15 protein-coding genes are annotated in these 14,282 nt (G+C 70.0%); 2 read left to right on the top strand and 13 right to left on the bottom strand.

Features of this window, described 5'->3' with window-relative positions:
- Window positions 1–75 precede the first annotated feature (75 nt).
- Complete coding sequence (locus CKO43_RS04825; RefSeq protein WP_200377987.1) at window positions 76–573, top strand: TPM domain-containing protein; 498 nt, start codon at window positions 76–78, stop codon at window positions 571–573.
- Window positions 574–589: 16 nt separating this feature from the next.
- Here CKO43_RS04825 and CKO43_RS04820 read toward each other — a convergent pair whose 3' ends face one another.
- The 11 genes from CKO43_RS04820 to CKO43_RS04770 all read right to left on the bottom strand — a co-directional run bounded on the left by CKO43_RS04820 (window position 590) and on the right by CKO43_RS04770 (window position 9,451).
- Window positions 590–1,192: a hypothetical protein gene (locus CKO43_RS04820; RefSeq protein WP_200231059.1), complete on the bottom strand. Its 603-nt coding sequence runs from the start codon at window positions 1,190–1,192 to the stop codon at window positions 590–592.
- A 126-nt stretch (window positions 1,193–1,318) separates the two neighbouring features.
- Complete coding sequence (gene ppk2 / locus CKO43_RS04815) at window positions 1,319–2,122, bottom strand: polyphosphate kinase 2 (protein WP_200231060.1); 804 nt, start codon at window positions 2,120–2,122, stop codon at window positions 1,319–1,321.
- An 87-nt stretch (window positions 2,123–2,209) separates the two neighbouring features.
- Window positions 2,210–2,629 carry a F0F1 ATP synthase subunit epsilon gene (locus tag CKO43_RS04810; protein WP_200231061.1) on the bottom strand — a complete coding sequence of 140 codons (420 nt, stop codon included), beginning with the start codon at window positions 2,627–2,629 and terminating at the stop codon, window positions 2,210–2,212.
- 42 nt (window positions 2,630–2,671) lie between these two features.
- Window positions 2,672–4,072 carry a F0F1 ATP synthase subunit beta gene (gene atpD, locus CKO43_RS04805; RefSeq protein ID WP_200231062.1) on the bottom strand — a complete coding sequence of 467 codons (1,401 nt, stop codon included), beginning with the start codon at window positions 4,070–4,072 and terminating at the stop codon, window positions 2,672–2,674.
- Between the two features lie 25 nt (window positions 4,073–4,097).
- Window positions 4,098–4,976 carry a F0F1 ATP synthase subunit gamma gene (atpG, locus tag CKO43_RS04800; RefSeq protein WP_200231063.1) on the bottom strand — a complete coding sequence of 293 codons (879 nt, stop codon included), beginning with the start codon at window positions 4,974–4,976 and terminating at the stop codon, window positions 4,098–4,100.
- Between the two features lie 90 nt (window positions 4,977–5,066).
- Entirely contained in the window at window positions 5,067–6,620 is a 1,554-nt protein-coding gene (atpA, locus tag CKO43_RS04795) for a F0F1 ATP synthase subunit alpha (RefSeq protein ID WP_200231064.1), read from the bottom strand.
- Window positions 6,621–6,654: 34 nt separating this feature from the next.
- On the bottom strand, window positions 6,655–7,185 hold the full coding sequence (locus tag CKO43_RS04790; protein WP_200231065.1) for a F0F1 ATP synthase subunit delta: 531 nt from the start codon (window positions 7,183–7,185) through the stop codon (window positions 6,655–6,657).
- Between the two features lies 1 nt (window position 7,186).
- Window positions 7,187–7,657: a F0F1 ATP synthase subunit B gene (locus tag CKO43_RS04785; protein ID WP_200231066.1), complete on the bottom strand. Its 471-nt coding sequence runs from the start codon at window positions 7,655–7,657 to the stop codon at window positions 7,187–7,189.
- 84 nt (window positions 7,658–7,741) lie between these two features.
- Window positions 7,742–8,005, bottom strand: a complete 264-nt coding sequence (atpE, locus tag CKO43_RS04780; protein WP_207184874.1) for a F0F1 ATP synthase subunit C — start codon at window positions 8,003–8,005, stop codon at window positions 7,742–7,744.
- 71 nt (window positions 8,006–8,076) lie between these two features.
- Window positions 8,077–8,949 (bottom strand): F0F1 ATP synthase subunit A, encoded by an 873-nt coding sequence (atpB, locus tag CKO43_RS04775; protein WP_200231068.1) that lies wholly within the window; start codon window positions 8,947–8,949, stop codon window positions 8,077–8,079.
- Between the two features lie 25 nt (window positions 8,950–8,974).
- On the bottom strand, window positions 8,975–9,451 hold the full coding sequence (locus tag CKO43_RS04770; protein ID WP_200231069.1) for an ATP synthase subunit I: 477 nt from the start codon (window positions 9,449–9,451) through the stop codon (window positions 8,975–8,977).
- Between the two features lie 211 nt (window positions 9,452–9,662).
- Here CKO43_RS04770 and CKO43_RS04765 point away from each other — a divergent pair, with 211 nt between their 5' ends.
- Window positions 9,663–11,810 carry a protein-disulfide reductase DsbD family protein gene (locus tag CKO43_RS04765; RefSeq protein ID WP_200377986.1) on the top strand — a complete coding sequence of 716 codons (2,148 nt, stop codon included), beginning with the start codon at window positions 9,663–9,665 and terminating at the stop codon, window positions 11,808–11,810.
- Between the two features lie 7 nt (window positions 11,811–11,817).
- Here CKO43_RS04765 and CKO43_RS04760 read toward each other — a convergent pair whose 3' ends face one another.
- Together CKO43_RS04760 and CKO43_RS04755 are read right to left on the bottom strand one after the other, a co-directional pair.
- A complete protein-coding gene (locus tag CKO43_RS04760; RefSeq protein WP_200377985.1) occupies window positions 11,818–13,395 on the bottom strand; it encodes an FAD-dependent oxidoreductase in 1,578 nt (525 codons plus the stop codon).
- Window positions 13,392–14,279 carry an SMP-30/gluconolactonase/LRE family protein gene (locus CKO43_RS04755; RefSeq protein WP_200231074.1) on the bottom strand — a complete coding sequence of 296 codons (888 nt, stop codon included), beginning with the start codon at window positions 14,277–14,279 and terminating at the stop codon, window positions 13,392–13,394. The genes CKO43_RS04760 and CKO43_RS04755 overlap by 4 nt, the downstream gene beginning before the upstream one ends.
- Window positions 14,280–14,282 lie beyond the last annotated feature (3 nt).

Here is a 14,282-nt window from a genome sequence, read left to right as displayed (position 1 = left end):
CGGTGGTGGTGGCGGTGGGTTCTCGTCGGGCGGCGGCGGCAGTTTCGGCGGCGGCGGCGCCTCGGGAGGCTGGTGATGGCTTGGGGACGCTGGTTCAGGCATGGGTTCGCCGACGAGGCCGACGTGCGCCGCGTGCTCGACGCCGCGGCGATGGCACGGCTGGAGCAGCGGGTGCGCGAGAGCGAAGCGCGCCACTCGGGCGAGATCCGGCTGTGCATCGAAGCCGGGCTGCCCTGGGCCTGGCTGCGGCGCGGCGTGCGCGAACGTGCGCTCGCGGTCTTCGCCGAACTCGGCGTCTGGGACACCGAGGCCAACAACGGCGTGTTGATCTACCTGCTGCTGGCGGACCACGCGATCGAGATCGTCGCCGACCGCGGCCTCATGCACCACGTGCCGGCGGGGCACTGGGAGCAGGTGCTGGGCGCGATGCGCCAGGCCTTCCAGGCCGGCGGCTTCGAACAAGGCCTGGCCGGCGCGATCGACGAGGTCGACCGGCTGCTCGTGCGCCACTTCCCTCTGGCCGAGGGCGAGCGCAACCCGAACGAGCTGCCGGACGCGCCGGTGGTGCGCTGAGGCACCGACCCGCGGCTCAGTGCTCGATGGCGATTCGCTGCTCGACGACAGCCCCGGAATAGAACTCGATGCGGGCGACGACGACACCGTCGCCCTCCAGCCGCAGCGTGCCGCGCCCGGCACCTTCGTGGTGGGCGAGGGGTTTGCCGAGCCGGTGCAGCGGGCCGGCGGGCGACAGCCGCCACAGATAGAGGTCGCCGCTCGTCGTCGCGCCGAAGTCGATCGACTCCAGCGCCAGCCACTGGCCCGACGGCAGGCGCAGAGTCGAGACGTACGGCGGCCGGTCCAGGCCCCAGGACATCTGCTGGTAGCTGACGAAGATCCAGGCGCAGACGGCGATCGACGTGTAGCGCAGTGCGCGGCGGGGAATCGTCGCCAGCCCGGCGAAGAACACCAGCGCCAGAACGCAGGCGACGACCAGGTTCCATTCGCGGAAGTGCTCGTCGACGTACCAGGCCGGGCGCCAGTCTCGGGCAAGCAACAGAGCGGCGTAGTAGCCCAGTGGCACCGTGACCGCGGCGATGCGCAGCAACCAGCACAGGATCCGGGCGCGCAGGCGTGGCGCAGCGCCGTTGTTGCCCGCCATGTCGTGAGCGATGGGGAAGGTGTCTGCAAGCATGGGCGCAGGCTGGATCAGTACCCGAGAAGCGTCAAGCGCGCTGCGCAGGATGGCGCCCGCAGCCGCCAGACTGCGGGGGTGTCGCGCCGCGCCGGCTGCCCACCGCCGGGGGCCGGCCGCTGATCTTCAGCTCGGCTTCAGCGGCCCGTCGAAACGCTCGATCAGCGGCGGGTGCTCCAGCGGCGCGAACTCGATCTTCTGCGCCGGCACCTTGCGGTCGGGCACGCGCGCGATCAGGTCGCGGATCAGGTGCAGCCGGCCGCGGCGCTGGTCGTTGAAGTCGACCAGGGTCCAGGGCGCGTGTTCGGTGTGGGTGGCCTTCAGCATCGCCTCGCGTGCGCGGCCGTAGTCGGCGTAGCGCGTGCGCGCCTGCAGGTCCACCGGCGACAGCTTCCAGCGCTTGAGCGGGTCGGCCAGGCGTTCGGCGAAACGCTGCTCCTGCTGCGCCTGATCGACGGTGAGCCAGTACTTGAGCAGCAGGATGCCGTCGTCGACCAGCAGCTTCTCGAACACCGGCGCCTGCTTCAGGAAGGCCTTGGCCTGGGCTTCGCTGCAATAGCCCATGACCCGTTCGACGCCGGCGCGGTTGTACCAGCTGCGGTCGAAGAGCACGACCTCGCCGGCCGCCGGCAGGTGCGCGACATAACGCTGGAAGTACCACTCGGTGGCCTCGCGCTCGGTCGGCTTGGGCAGCGCGACGGTGCGGCACTGGCGCGGGTTCAGCGTAGCCGAGATCGCCGAGATCGTGCCGCCCTTGCCGGCGGTGTCGCGGCCCTCGATCAGCACCAGCAGGCGTTTGCCGGTGTGCTGCAGCCAGCGCGCGAGGTCGTTGAGTTCGAGCTCCAGCGGCTCCAGCTGCTCCAGGTAGTCGCTCTTGGAGAGCTTGCCGTTGCGCCCGTTCTTGCCTTTGCCGTTGCCGTTCGTGCCCATGCGCCGATGATGCACCGCCGCGACGGACGAAGAAAAGGCCGCCGGCGCTGAAAGCGCGGGCGGCCCGTCGTTCCGGCGCTGGCCGGATTATTTGCGGCGCAGCTTCTGGATCGCGGCGATCTGGGCGGCCATCGTGGCGAACTCGCTCTGGGCCTTGGCCAGGTCGATGTCGCTCTTGGCGTCGCGCATCGCTTCCTCGGCCAGACGCTTGGCTTCGGTCGCCTTGGCTTCGTCCAGGTCGTGGCCGCGGATCGCGGTGTCGGCGAGAACCGTCACGACGTTGGGCTGCACTTCCAGGATGCCGCCGGCGACGAAGACGAACTCTTCCTCGCCGTTGTCGGCGCGCTGGATGCGCACCGCGCCCGGCCGGATGCGGGTGATCAGCGGCGTGTGGCGCGGCAGGATGCCGAGCTCGCCGCTTTCGCCCGGCAGCGCGACGAACTTGGCCTCGCCCGAGAAGATGCTCTCCTCGGCCGAGACGACGTCGACGTGAATCGTGTTTGCCATCTCAAATCTCCATCGCGCCGACAGGCCGGACGCTGCTGGGCGTCATTGGATCTTCTTGGCCTTCTCGAAGGCTTCGTCGATCGTGCCGACCATGTAGAAGGCCTGCTCCGGCAGGTGATCGCACTCGCCGGCGACGATCATCTTGAAGCCGCGGATCGTTTCCTTCAGCGGCACGTACTTGCCCGGCGTGCCGGTGAAGACTTCGGCGACGTGGAAGGGCTGCGACAGGAAACGCTGGATCTTGCGGGCGCGGGACACGGCCAGCTTGTCTTCCGGCGACAGCTCGTCCATGCCCAGAATGGCGATGATGTCGCGCAGTTCCTTGTAGCGCTGCAGCGTCGACTGCACCGCACGCGTCGTGCTGTAGTGCTCGTCGCCGACGACGTTCGGGTCGATCTGGCGCGAGGTCGAGTCCAGCGGGTCGACGGCCGGGTAGATGCCCAGCGAGGCGATGTCACGCGACAGCACGACGGTGGCGTCCAAGTGGGCGAAGGTCGTGGCCGGCGAGGGGTCGGTCAAGTCATCCGCAGGGACGTAGACGGCCTGGATCGACGTGATCGAGCCGACCTTGGTCGAGGTGATGCGTTCCTGCAGGCGGCCCATTTCTTCGGCCAGCGTCGGCTGGTAGCCCACCGCCGACGGCATCCGGCCCAGCAGCGCGGACACTTCGGTGCCGGCCAGCGTGTAGCGGTAGATGTTGTCGACGAAGAACAGCACGTCGCGGCCTTCGTCGCGGAAGGCTTCGGCCATCGTCAGGCCGGTCAGCGCGACGCGCAGGCGGTTGCCCGGGGGCTCGTTCATCTGGCCGTAGACCATCGCCACCTTGGACTCGCTCAGGTTCTCCTGGACGACGACCTTGGAGTCCGACATCTCGTGATAGAAGTCGTTGCCTTCGCGGGTGCGCTCACCGACGCCGGCGAACACGGACAGACCCGAGTGCGCCTTGGCGATGTTGTTGATGAGCTCCATCATGTTGACGGTCTTGCCGACGCCGGCGCCGCCGAACAGGCCGACCTTGCCGCCCTTGGCGAACGGGCAGATCAGGTCGATGACCTTGATGCCGGTTTCGAGCAGTTCGGTCGACGGCGACAGTTCGTCGTAGGCCGGGGCCTTGCGGTGGATGGTCGCGGTCAGCGCCTGGTCGATCGGGCCACGCTCGTCGATCGGGTTGCCGAGCACGTCCATGATGCGGCCCAGCGTCGCCTTGCCGACCGGCACGGTGATGCCGGCGCCGGTGTCGGTGACCATCAGGCCGCGGCGCAGGCCGTCGGACGAGCCCAGCGCGATGGTGCGCACGACGCCGTCGCCCAGCTGCTGCTGCACTTCCAGGGTCAGCGCCGAGCCTTCGAGCTTGAGCGCGTCGTAGATCTTGGGCATCTGGTCGCGGGGGAACTCCACGTCCACCACGGCGCCGATGCACTGAACGATCTTGCCTTGTGCCATTTTGAGATTCCTTCGATTCGTATCTTTAGACGGCGGCCGCGCCACCCACGATTTCCGACAGTTCCTTGGTGATCGCTGCCTGGCGGGTCTTGTTGTAGACGAGCTTCAGTTCACCGATCAGCGTGCCGGCGTTGTCGGTCGCCGCCTTCATCGCGACCATGCGCGCGCTCTGCTCGCTGGCCATGTTCTCGGCGACGGCCTGATAGACCAGCGCCTCGATGTAGCGCGTCATCAGCTCGTCGATGACGACCGACGCCTCGGGCTCGTAGATGTAGTCCCAGGCGTAGTCCTTCTTCTCGGCGGCCGTCTGCTCCAGGCGCGCTGCCGACAGCGGCAGCAGCGGCTCGACGATCGGCTCCTGCTTCATCGTGTTGATGAACTTGGTGAAGCACAGGTGCACCGCGTCGAGCTCGCCGGCGACGAAGGCGTCGAGCATGACCTTGACCGGGCCGATCAGCTTCTCGAGCTGCGGCGCGTCGCCGAGCTGGATCGCGTGGCTGATGACCTGCGCGCCGATGCGGTTCAGGAAGCCGAAGCCCTTGTTGCCGATCGCCACCGTCGTGATCGTGTGGCCCTCGGCCTGCACGTCCTTCATCTTCGCCGTGACGGCGCGCAGCAGGTTGGTGTTCAGGCCGCCGCACAGACCCTTGTCGGTCGTGACGACGATGAAGCCGACCTTGCGTGCCGTGCCGCCGCTGCGCAGATAGGGCGACTTGTATTCCGGGTTCGCTTGCGACAGGTGCGCGGCGATGTTGCGCACCTTGTCGGCGTACGGACGCGCGGCGCGCATGCGCTCCTGCGCCTTGCGCATCTTGGAGGCGGCGACCATTTCCATGGCCTTGGTGATCTTTCGGGTGTTTTCAACCGATTTGATCTTGCCGCGAATCTCTTTACCGACTGCCATGAGGCACTCCAGTCAAGCGGACACCACGAACCCGGCTCGGCCGGGACGCAGGCGTCGCCCCCGCCAAGGGGGATCGGGGGTGGGCCATGTTCAGGCGAAGGACTTCTTGAACGCCGCGATCGCGCCGGCCAGTTCTTCCTCGGCAGCCTTGTCCATCGCCTTGTCGTTCTCGAGCTTGGCCAGCAGCGCGGCGTGGCTCGACTTCAGGTGCTGGTGCAGACCGTGTTCGAACGGCAGGACCTTCTTGACGTCGATGTCGTCGAGGTAGCCCTTGTTCGCGGCGTACAGCGTCGCGGCCATCAGGCTGATCGGCAGCGGCGAGTACTGGGCCTGCTTGAGCAGTTCGGTCACGCGCGCGCCGCGGTCGAGCTGCTTGCGGGTGGCAGCGTCGAGGTCGGACGCGAACTGCGCGAACGCGGCCAGTTCACGGTACTGCGCCAGGTCGGTACGGATGCCGCCCGACAGGCTCTTGATCAGCTTGGTCTGCGCGGCGCCACCGACGCGCGACACCGAGATACCGGCGTTGATCGCGGGGCGGATGCCGGCGTTGAACAGGTTGGTTTCCAGGAAGATCTGGCCGTCGGTGATCGAGATCACGTTGGTCGGAACGAACGCGGACACGTCGCCGGCCTGGGTCTCGATGATCGGCAGCGCGGTCAGCGAGCCGGTCTTGCCCTTGACTTCACCCTTGGTGAAGGCCTCGACGTAGTCGGCGTTCACGCGCGCGGCGCGCTCGAGCAGACGGCTGTGGAGATAGAACACGTCGCCAGGGAAGGCTTCGCGGCCCGGCGGGCGGCGCAGCAGCAGCGAGACCTGGCGGTAGGCGACGGCCTGCTTGGACAGATCGTCGTAGATGATCAGGGCGTCCTGGCCGCGGTCGCGGAAGTATTCGCCCATCGTGCAGCCCGAGTAGGCCGACACGTACTGCATCGCCGCCGATTCCGAGGCCGTTGCGGCGACGACGATGGTGTAGTCCATCGCGCCGGCCTGTTCCAGAGAGCGCACCACGTTCTTGATCGACGAAGCCTTCTGGCCGATCGCGACGTAGACGCAGGTCATGTTCTGACCCTTCTGGTTGATGATCGCGTCGATCGCCACCGCGGTCTTGCCGGTCTGGCGGTCGCCGATGATCAGTTCGCGCTGGCCGCGGCCGATCGGCACCATCGAGTCGATCGACTTCAGGCCGGTCTGCACCGGCTGGTCGACGGACTTACGCGCGATCACGCCCGGGGCGACCTTCTCGATGACGTCGGTCATCTTGGCGTTGATCGGGCCCTTGCCGTCGATCGGCTGGCCGAGCGCGTTGACGACGCGGCCGATCAGTTCGGGGCCGACCGGCACCGACAGGATCTGGCCCGTGCACTTGACGGTGTCGCCTTCGGAGATGTGCTCGTACTCGCCCAGAATCACCGAGCCGACCGAGTCGCGCTCGAGGTTCAGCGCCAGACCGTAGGTCGGCTGGCCGCTGGGAGACGGCGGGAACTCGAGCATTTCGCCGGCCATCACCTCGGACAGGCCGTGCACGCGGCAGATGCCGTCCGTGACCGAGACGACCGTACCCTGGTTGCGGATGTCGGCCGAGACGCCAAGGCCTTCGATGCGGCTCTTGATCAGCTCGGAAATTTCAGCGGGATTCAGGTTCATAGGTTCTCCTCGAAGGGCGCTCGCTCGACGGCTGTCAGGCGGTCAGGGCGGCCTTCATCTGTTCGAGACGGGCGCGGACCGAGGTGTCGAGCACCTCGTCGCCGACGACGACGCGCACGCCGCCGATCAGCTCCGGGTCGACTTCGACGTGCGTGTTCAGCTTGCGGCCGAAGCGCTTCTCGAGCGAGGCCGTGACCTCGGCGAGCTGCGCGCCGTCGAGCGGGAACGCGCTGTAGACCGTCGCGTCGGAGACGCCGCCGGATGCGTTGACCAGGGCGCGGAACTGGGCCGCGACCTCGGGCAGCGCCGCCAGGCGGCCGTTTTCGATGACGGTGCGAAGCAGGTTGGCCGTGCGCTTGTCGAGTTCGCCGCCGACGACGCCGGCGACGACGTCGTAGATCTGCGATGCCGGCACCTTGGGGTGGTCGGCAAACTGGCGCAGCTCGGCGTTGCCCGCCACCGCGGCCAGGGCGTCGATCTGCGGCGCGAGCGCCGCGGCGTCGGTGCCTGCGGCCTGGTACAGCGCTTCGGCGTACGGCCGGGCGACGGTCGCGAGCTCGGCCATGTCAGAGCTCCGCTTTCAGGCGCGACAGCAGATCGGCGTGCACGCTCGGATTCACCTCGCGACGCAGGATCTGCTCGGCGCCCTTGACGGCCAGGCCGGCGACCTGCTCGCGCAGCACCTCGCGTGCCTTGACGGCTTCCTGCTCGGCCTCGGCCCGTGCAGCGGCGATGATCTTGGCCCCTTCCTCGGAGGCACGCCCCTTGGCTTCCTCGATCATCTGCTGCGCGAGGCGTTCGGCGTCGGCGAGCCGCTTCTGGGCATCGTTGCGCGCGGCCGAGAGCTGCTGCTCGACACGCTGGTTCGCAACCGCCAGATCCGCCTTGGCCTTGTCGGCAGCCGACAGGCCGTCGGCAATCTTGGCGGCGCGCTCGTCGAGCGCCTTGACGATCGGCGGCCAGACGAACTTCATCGTGAACCCGACCAGGATCAGGAACACGATCATCTGGATGATCAGTGTCGCGTTGATGCTCACTTTGTGTCCTCGAAACGCTTGTGGCGGAAAACGGCTTTCAGGCGACGCCGCCGCCCGATACGCGGCGAATGGCCGCGCGCCGGATTACTTCGCCAGAGCGGCGAGCTGGCCGAGGAACGGGTTGGCGGTGGTGAACCACAGCGCGATACCCGTGCCGATGATGAACGAGGCGTCGATCAGGCCGACCAGCAGGAACATCTTGGTTTGCAGTTCACCCATCAGCTCGGGCTGACGCGCGGCCGATTCCAGGTACTTGCTGCCCATGACACCGATACCGATACAGGCGCCAGCGGCGCCGAGACCGATGATCAGGCCGGCGGCGAGAGCGACGAGACCGATAAGTTCCATGATGACTCCTTGCTAAATGCGGTAAGTGGAGGAAGGGGGAAAAGGGCAGGAATTGCCCCGGGGTCGACCCGTCAGTGCGATTCGTGCGCCTGACCGATGTACACCAGCGTCAGCATCATGAACACGAACGCCTGGAGCGTGATGATCAGGATGTGGAAGATGGCCCAGACCGTCCCGGCCACGATGTGCAGCAGGGACAGCGCCAGACCGCTGGCGGAAAGGGTGAACGCACCGCCGAGCAGCGCGATCAGCAGGAAGATCAGCTCGCCGGCGTACATGTTGCCGAACAGCCGCATGCCGTGCGAGATCGTCTTGGCGACGAATTCGACGAGCTGCATCGCGAGGTTGACGATGCCCAGCAGCAGCGCGAACACCGGGTTCTTGCTGGTGCCGAACGGCGCCGTCACGAGTTCGTGCGCGAAGCCGCCGACGCCCTTGATCTTCAGGTTGTAGTACAGGCACAGCAGCAGCACGCTGACCGACATCGCCATCGTGATCGACAGGTCGGCGGTCGGCACGACGCGCAGATAGGCCTCGTGGTTGCCGGTGGCGGTCTGCCACATCCAGGGCAGCAGATCGACCGGCAGCAGGTCCATCGCGTTGAGCATGAAGATCCAGATGAAGACCGTCAGCGCCAGCGGAGCGACGAACTTGCGGCTCTGGGCGTTGTGGACGATGTCCTTGGCCTGGCTGTCGACCATCTCGACGAGGATCTCGACGGCGGCCTGGAACCGCCCCGGCACGCCCGAGGTCGCCTTGCGCGCCGCCATCCACAGCAGCCAGCAGGTCAGGATGCCGAGCGCGACCGCGAAGAACGCGGAGTCGAGGTTGATGACGGAGAAGTCGACGACACCCGTCTGGTGACCGGTCTGCGCGTGGTGCAGATGGTGGACGATGTACTCGCCCGCGGTCGGCGCGTGTGCTGCGGTTCCTTCGGCTGCCATGTCTTCGTCGTCCCGTGTCGTCTTGTCAGCGGCCGCGCCACAGGAGCGCGACCCAATATGTCTTGATGCACAGCGCCAGGGCGACCAGCAATGCTGGCCAGCTCAGCGACTGCACGAGCTTCGGAGCCAGCAACAGCATGACGACCGAAACCGCGATCTTCACCGACTCCCACAACATGAAGCTGACGGCGCCAGCGCCGGGCGACATGCTGCCGAATCGACTGGTCATCCCGCGCGCCATCAAGGCACTCGGAAGGACCGCGGTGGCGGCGCCGTAAAGCGCCGACCATCCGGCTGCTGCCCCGCCCGTGATCAGCGCTGCGAGCAACGCGACCACCGTCCCGACCACCGTCTGCGCGAGGATCACCCGCCATGGAGACAGCTGCGGCTTCCTCCGGCGCAGGTCGCGAGCTTGCTCGCGGCTCAGCGGCTCGGGATGCAGGTCTGCCGCGTCATCCTCGTCCTGCCATGGGTCGGCGAGCAATTTCCGGTCGATCGCCATGGTGAGTCGGGAGAAGCGGACAGCAAAGCCAAATCATTATACGGATAAACCCCGGTCAAGACGGAACACCTGCAACCGTGATCGCGGGGCTGCTGCCGCGGCCGTCGCAGCGCTTGCGATGCAGGCTGTCGTGCTGGCCGACAATGGCGCTTTCTCCGGCCCCCGGCACCGCTCTGCGCTGCCGTCCTGTCCGGCCGACGGCCGACCCGCGATGTCCCTGCCCCGACTCCTGCTCCCGCTCGCCCTCCTGCTCGCCGCACCGCTGGTTTCGGCCGCGCCCGCTGCTGTCGTCCAGACACCCCAGGTGCGGGCCGAACTCGTCGCCCATGCGCCCGAAGGTGTCGGCGCCGGCAAGCCGCTGGCGCTGGGCCTGGTGATCCGGCATCAGGACGGCTGGCACAGCTACTGGAAGAACCCCGGCGATTCGGGCCTGCCGACGACCCTGGCCTGGACGCTGCCGCCGGGTGTCGCTGCCGGCGACATCGAGTGGCCGACGCCCAAGCGGCTGCCGGTCGGGCCGCTGATGAACTTCGGCTACGACGGCACGCTCCTGCTGCCGGTGGCCGTGCAGGTGGGCCCGGGCTTCGACGCGCGCACGCTGGACATCCGGCTGCACGCCGAGTGGCTGGTCTGCAAAGAGGTCTGCATCCCCGAGTCGGGCGACTTCGTGCTGTCGCTGCCGCGCGAGCAGGCGACGGCCGGCTCGGCGGCGCTGTTCGAGGCCGCGCGTGCCGCGCTGCCGCGGCGCGTGGCCGGCGTCAGCGCCGCCGCCCGCATCGACGGCGACAGCGTGCAGCTCAGCGTCAAGGGCCTGCCGGCCGACTGGCAGGGCCAGGCGCTGGACCTGCTGCCGGCCACCGCTGGCGCGCTGCGCAACGCCGCCCGGCCCGAAGCTGCCTGGGCCGGCGCCGACTGGAACGCGCGCCTGGCGATAGACCCGCAGCGCACGGCTGCGCCCGAGACGCTGGAGCTGGTGCTGACGCGTGCCGGCGAGCCCGCCGGCATCGAGCTCGCCGCCGCCGTCACCGGCGCCTGGCCGGCGCTGGCTGCGCCTGAGACGACCGAGACGGCCGAACCAGCGGCCGCGGCGCCGCTGCCGCCCGCCGCGGCCGAAGGCGGGCTGCTGCCCGCGCTGCTGCTGGCTTTCTTCGGCGGCATGCTGCTGAACCTGATGCCCTGCGTGTTCCCGGTGCTGTCGCTGAAGGTGCTGGGTTTCGCCGCCCACGCGCACGACCGCGGCAAGCTGCTGGCCGGCGGCCTGGCCTATGCCGCCGGGGTCGTGGTCTCCTTCGTCGCGCTCGCCGGGCTGCTGCTGGCGCTGCGCGCCGGCGGCGAGCAGCTCGGCTGGGGCTTCCAGCTGCAGCAGCCGGGCGTGGTCGCGGCGCTGGCGGCGCTGTTCACGCTGATCGGGCTGAACCTGGCCGGCGTCTTCGAGCTCGGCTCGGTGCTGCCGTCGTCGTGGGCGGCGGCGCGTGCGCGCCATCCGCTGGTCGACTCGCTGCTGACCGGCGTGCTCGCGGTCGCGGTCGCCTCGCCCTGCACGGCGCCGTTCATGGGCGCTTCGCTCGGCGTCGCGATGACGCTGGCCCCGGCGCAGGCGCTGCTGGTCTTCGCGGTGCTCGGCCTGGGCATGGCCGCGCCCTATCTGCTCGCCAGCGCCTGGCCACGCCTGGCCGGCTGGCTGCCGCGGCCAGGCGTCTGGATGCTGCACTTCAAGGTGGCGATGGCCTTCCCGATGTTCGCCACCGTCGTCTGGCTGGTCTGGGTTCTGGGGCAGCAGGCCGGCATCGACGGCGCCGCGGCGCTGCTGGCGCTGCTGCTGGCGCTGGCTTTTGCCGCCTGGGCCTTCGGCGCGCGCACGCTGGGCACGCGTGCCCGTGTCGGCTTCGGCGCCGTCGCCGTGCTGCTGCTGGGCGCCACGCTCGCCTGGGCGCTGCCGGCCTGGCACGAGGCGCCGCCGGCTGCGGCCAGCGCCCGGGCCGAAGGCGACTGGCAGCCCTGGAGCGCCGAACGTGCGGCGACGCTGGCGGCCGAGGGCCGCACCGTGTTCGTCGACTTCACCGCCGCCTGGTGCGTGACCTGCCAGGTGAACAAGCGCACGACGCTCTCGCGCGCCGACGTGCTGGCCGAGTTCCGCAGCCGCGGCGTCGTGCTGCTGCGGGCCGACTGGACACGGCGCGACGCCGCGATCACCGCCGAGCTGGCGCGGCTGGGCCGCAGCGGCGTGCCGGTGTACGCGCTCTACGTGCCGGGCGAGGCGGCGCCGCGTGTGCTGAGCGAGATCCTGAGCCCGGGCGAAGTGCGCACGATGCTGGCCGATCTGCCGCCGGCGGCGGCACCGGTGGGCGCGCCGGCCTGACGCGGCCTCAGGGCAGGCGCTGGTAGCTCGCGGCCAGCGCCTCGAACGGCGCCGGGTCGAGCTCGCGCTCCAGTTCGTCGGCCAGGATCGTGGCCACGGCCGGCGCCAGGCGCGCGGCTTCGGCGGCGTCCAGGAACAGCAGCCGCGAGCGCCGTGCGAGCACGTCCTCGATGCTGCGTGCCGCTTCGTGGCGCGCGGCGAAACGCACCATCGCCTCGCTCAGGCCGCCGTCGCCGTCGCGCCAGAGCCAGCGGTCGGCGCCGGGCAGCGTGCGCAGCAGCGCGGCTTCGCTGCCGTAGAGGTGCTCGCCCGGCGGCAAGGCCAGCGAGCGCCCGGGCGCCGCGCCGACCAGTTGCAGCCGCGTCGTCGCGCCGGCCGGGCGCCGCGGCAGCAGGCCGTGCGCCATGCAGCGCTCCAGCACGTCCTCGGCCATCGCGCGGTAGGTCGTCCATTTGCCGCCGGTGACCGTGACCAGGCCGCTGCCGCCGACCAGCACCGTGTGCTCGCGCGACAGCGCCTTGGTGTCGCCGGCGTCGCCGTCGTGGCGCACCAGCGGGCGCAGGCCGACCCAGACCGAACGCACGTCCTCGCGCCGCGGCGCCTGCTGCAGGTAGCGCCCGGCTTCGCGCAGGATGAAGTCGACCTCGGCCGGGAAGGGCCGGGGTTCACGCGCCAGGTCGGCGCGCGGCGTGTCGGTGGTGCCGAGAATGGTCTTGCCCAGCCAGGGCACGGCGAAGAGCACGCGGCCGTCGGTCGTCTTGGGCACCAGCAGCGCGTGCGTGCCGGGCAGGAAACGCCGGTCGACGACCAGGTGCACGCCCTGGCTGGGGGCGACCAGCGGTGAACGCGGCGGCGCACCGGCGTCGCGGTCCAGGTCGCGCAGCATGTCGACCCAGACGCCGGCAGCGTTGACGACGCAGCGCGCCGACAGCGTGGTTTCGGCGCCGGTCTCGGCGTCGCGCACGACGACGCCGTGCACCCGGCCGTCGCGGCGCAGCAGCTCGGTGGCGGCGCAGTGGTTGAGCACGACGGCGCCACGCGCCGCGGCGGTGCGTGCCAGCAGCAGCGCGTAGCGGGCGTCGTCGAACTGGCCGTCCCAGTACTTGACGCCGCCCCACAGCCCGCGCGGCTGCACGCCCGGCAGCAGCGTGCGCACCCCGGCGCTACCCAGCCACTCGGTCGCGCCCAGCCCGCGGCTGCCGGCGAGCGCGTCGTAGAGCTTCAGCCCGGTGCCGTAGAAGCCGCGTTCCCACCAGTGGTAGCCCGGCATCACGAAGGGCAGCGGCTGGGCCACGTGCGGCGCGTTCGCCAGCATCGCGGCGCGCTCGTGCAGCGCTTCGCGCACCAGGTGCACGTTGCCCTGCGCCAGGTAGCGCACGCCGCCGTGCACGAGCTTGGTCGCACGCGACGAGGTGCCCTGGGCGAAGTCGTGCGACTCGACGAGTGCGACCGAAAAGCCGCGCGCCGCGGCGTCGAGCGCGACACCCAGGCCGGTGGCGCCGCCGCCGACGACGACGAGGTCCCATTCGCGCCGCTCGTTCAGCCGGGCCCAGCGCCCGGCGCGGTCTTCGCCGGCCGGTTTCACGCGCGCACGAAGTTCACCGGCAGGCCGGGCACGTCGACGCGCAGCGCGAGCACGCGGCCGGCCAGCGGCTCGGCCGCGGCCTGCTCGGCGGTCTTGGCGGCGGCGGTGGTGATGTAGAGCGTGCGCAGGTCGGCGCCGCCGAAACACGGCATCGTCGGGCAGCGCACCGGCAGCGCGAGCTCGGTCAGCACGCTGCCGTCCGGGGCCAGCCGCAGCAGGCGTGCGCCTTCGTACAGCGCGACCCAGTAGCCGCCTTCGGCGTCGACCGCGGCGCCGTCCGGGCGGCCGCCGTAACCGGCCAGGCTGCCGTCGGCGGGTTTGGGCGCGAAGCGGTGCAGCACGCGCCGGCGCGACAGCGAGCCGTCGCTCCCGTCGAAGTCGAAGGCCTCGATGCAGTGCGCCTGGGTGTCGCTCCAGTAGAGCGTGCGCCCGTCGGGGCTCCAGGCCAGGCCGTTGCTGGTGCTGACGCCGTCGAACAGACGGTCCAGCCTGTCGTCGGCCCAGCGGTAGAGCGCGCCGCGCGCCGGCAGCCGCGGCTCGCAGATCGTGCCGACCCAGAAGCGGCCTTGCGGGTCGGCCTTGCCGTCGTTGAAACGCTGCGACGCCCGGTCATAGGGCGGCGGCGCCAGGCGTTCGCTCTCGCCGCTGGCCGCGTCGAGCCGGAACAGGCCGTCGCGGCGCGCCAGCAGCAGGCCGCCGTCGGGCAGCGGCGCGATGCTGCCCACTTCCTCGGGCTGCGGCCAGCTGGTGTGGGCGCCGTCGCGCGGCCGCCAGCGGTGCACGCGCCGGCCCGGGATGTCGCACCAGTAGAGGGCGCCCTGCTCGGGCCACCAGAACGGCGACTCGCCCAGGCCGCAGGCAACCGGCAGCGCGTCGAACACCATGGC

This window comes from Rubrivivax gelatinosus (genome assembly GCF_016583785.1).
Taxonomy (GTDB): Bacteria; Pseudomonadota; Gammaproteobacteria; order Burkholderiales; family Burkholderiaceae_C; genus Rubrivivax; species Rubrivivax gelatinosus_B.
Note: the sequence above shows the minus strand (reverse complement) of the source record. Positions and strands in the feature narration are given on the sequence as shown.

Coding starts and splice junctions, on each gene's coding strand:
- CKO43_RS04825 (WP_200377987.1), top strand. CDS start 76: ATGGCTTGGGGACGCTGGTTCAGGCATGGGTTCGCCGACGAGGCCGAC.
- CKO43_RS04820 (WP_200231059.1), bottom strand. CDS start 1,192: ATGCTTGCAGACACCTTCCCCATCGCTCACGACATGGCGGGCAACAAC.
- ppk2 (WP_200231060.1), bottom strand. CDS start 2,122: ATGGGCACGAACGGCAACGGCAAAGGCAAGAACGGGCGCAACGGCAAG.
- CKO43_RS04810 (WP_200231061.1), bottom strand. CDS start 2,629: ATGGCAAACACGATTCACGTCGACGTCGTCTCGGCCGAGGAGAGCATC.
- atpD (WP_200231062.1), bottom strand. CDS start 4,072: ATGGCACAAGGCAAGATCGTTCAGTGCATCGGCGCCGTGGTGGACGTG.
- atpG (WP_200231063.1), bottom strand. CDS start 4,976: ATGGCAGTCGGTAAAGAGATTCGCGGCAAGATCAAATCGGTTGAAAAC.
- atpA (WP_200231064.1), bottom strand. CDS start 6,620: ATGAACCTGAATCCCGCTGAAATTTCCGAGCTGATCAAGAGCCGCATC.
- CKO43_RS04790 (WP_200231065.1), bottom strand. CDS start 7,185: ATGGCCGAGCTCGCGACCGTCGCCCGGCCGTACGCCGAAGCGCTGTAC.
- atpE (WP_207184874.1), bottom strand. CDS start 8,005: ATGGAACTTATCGGTCTCGTCGCTCTCGCCGCCGGCCTGATCATCGGT.
- atpB (WP_200231068.1), bottom strand. CDS start 8,949: ATGGCAGCCGAAGGAACCGCAGCACACGCGCCGACCGCGGGCGAGTAC.
- CKO43_RS04770 (WP_200231069.1), bottom strand. CDS start 9,451: ATGGCGATCGACCGGAAATTGCTCGCCGACCCATGGCAGGACGAGGAT.
- CKO43_RS04765 (WP_200377986.1), top strand. CDS start 9,663: ATGTCCCTGCCCCGACTCCTGCTCCCGCTCGCCCTCCTGCTCGCCGCA.
- CKO43_RS04755 (WP_200231074.1), bottom strand. CDS start 14,279: ATGGTGTTCGACGCGCTGCCGGTTGCCTGCGGCCTGGGCGAGTCGCCG.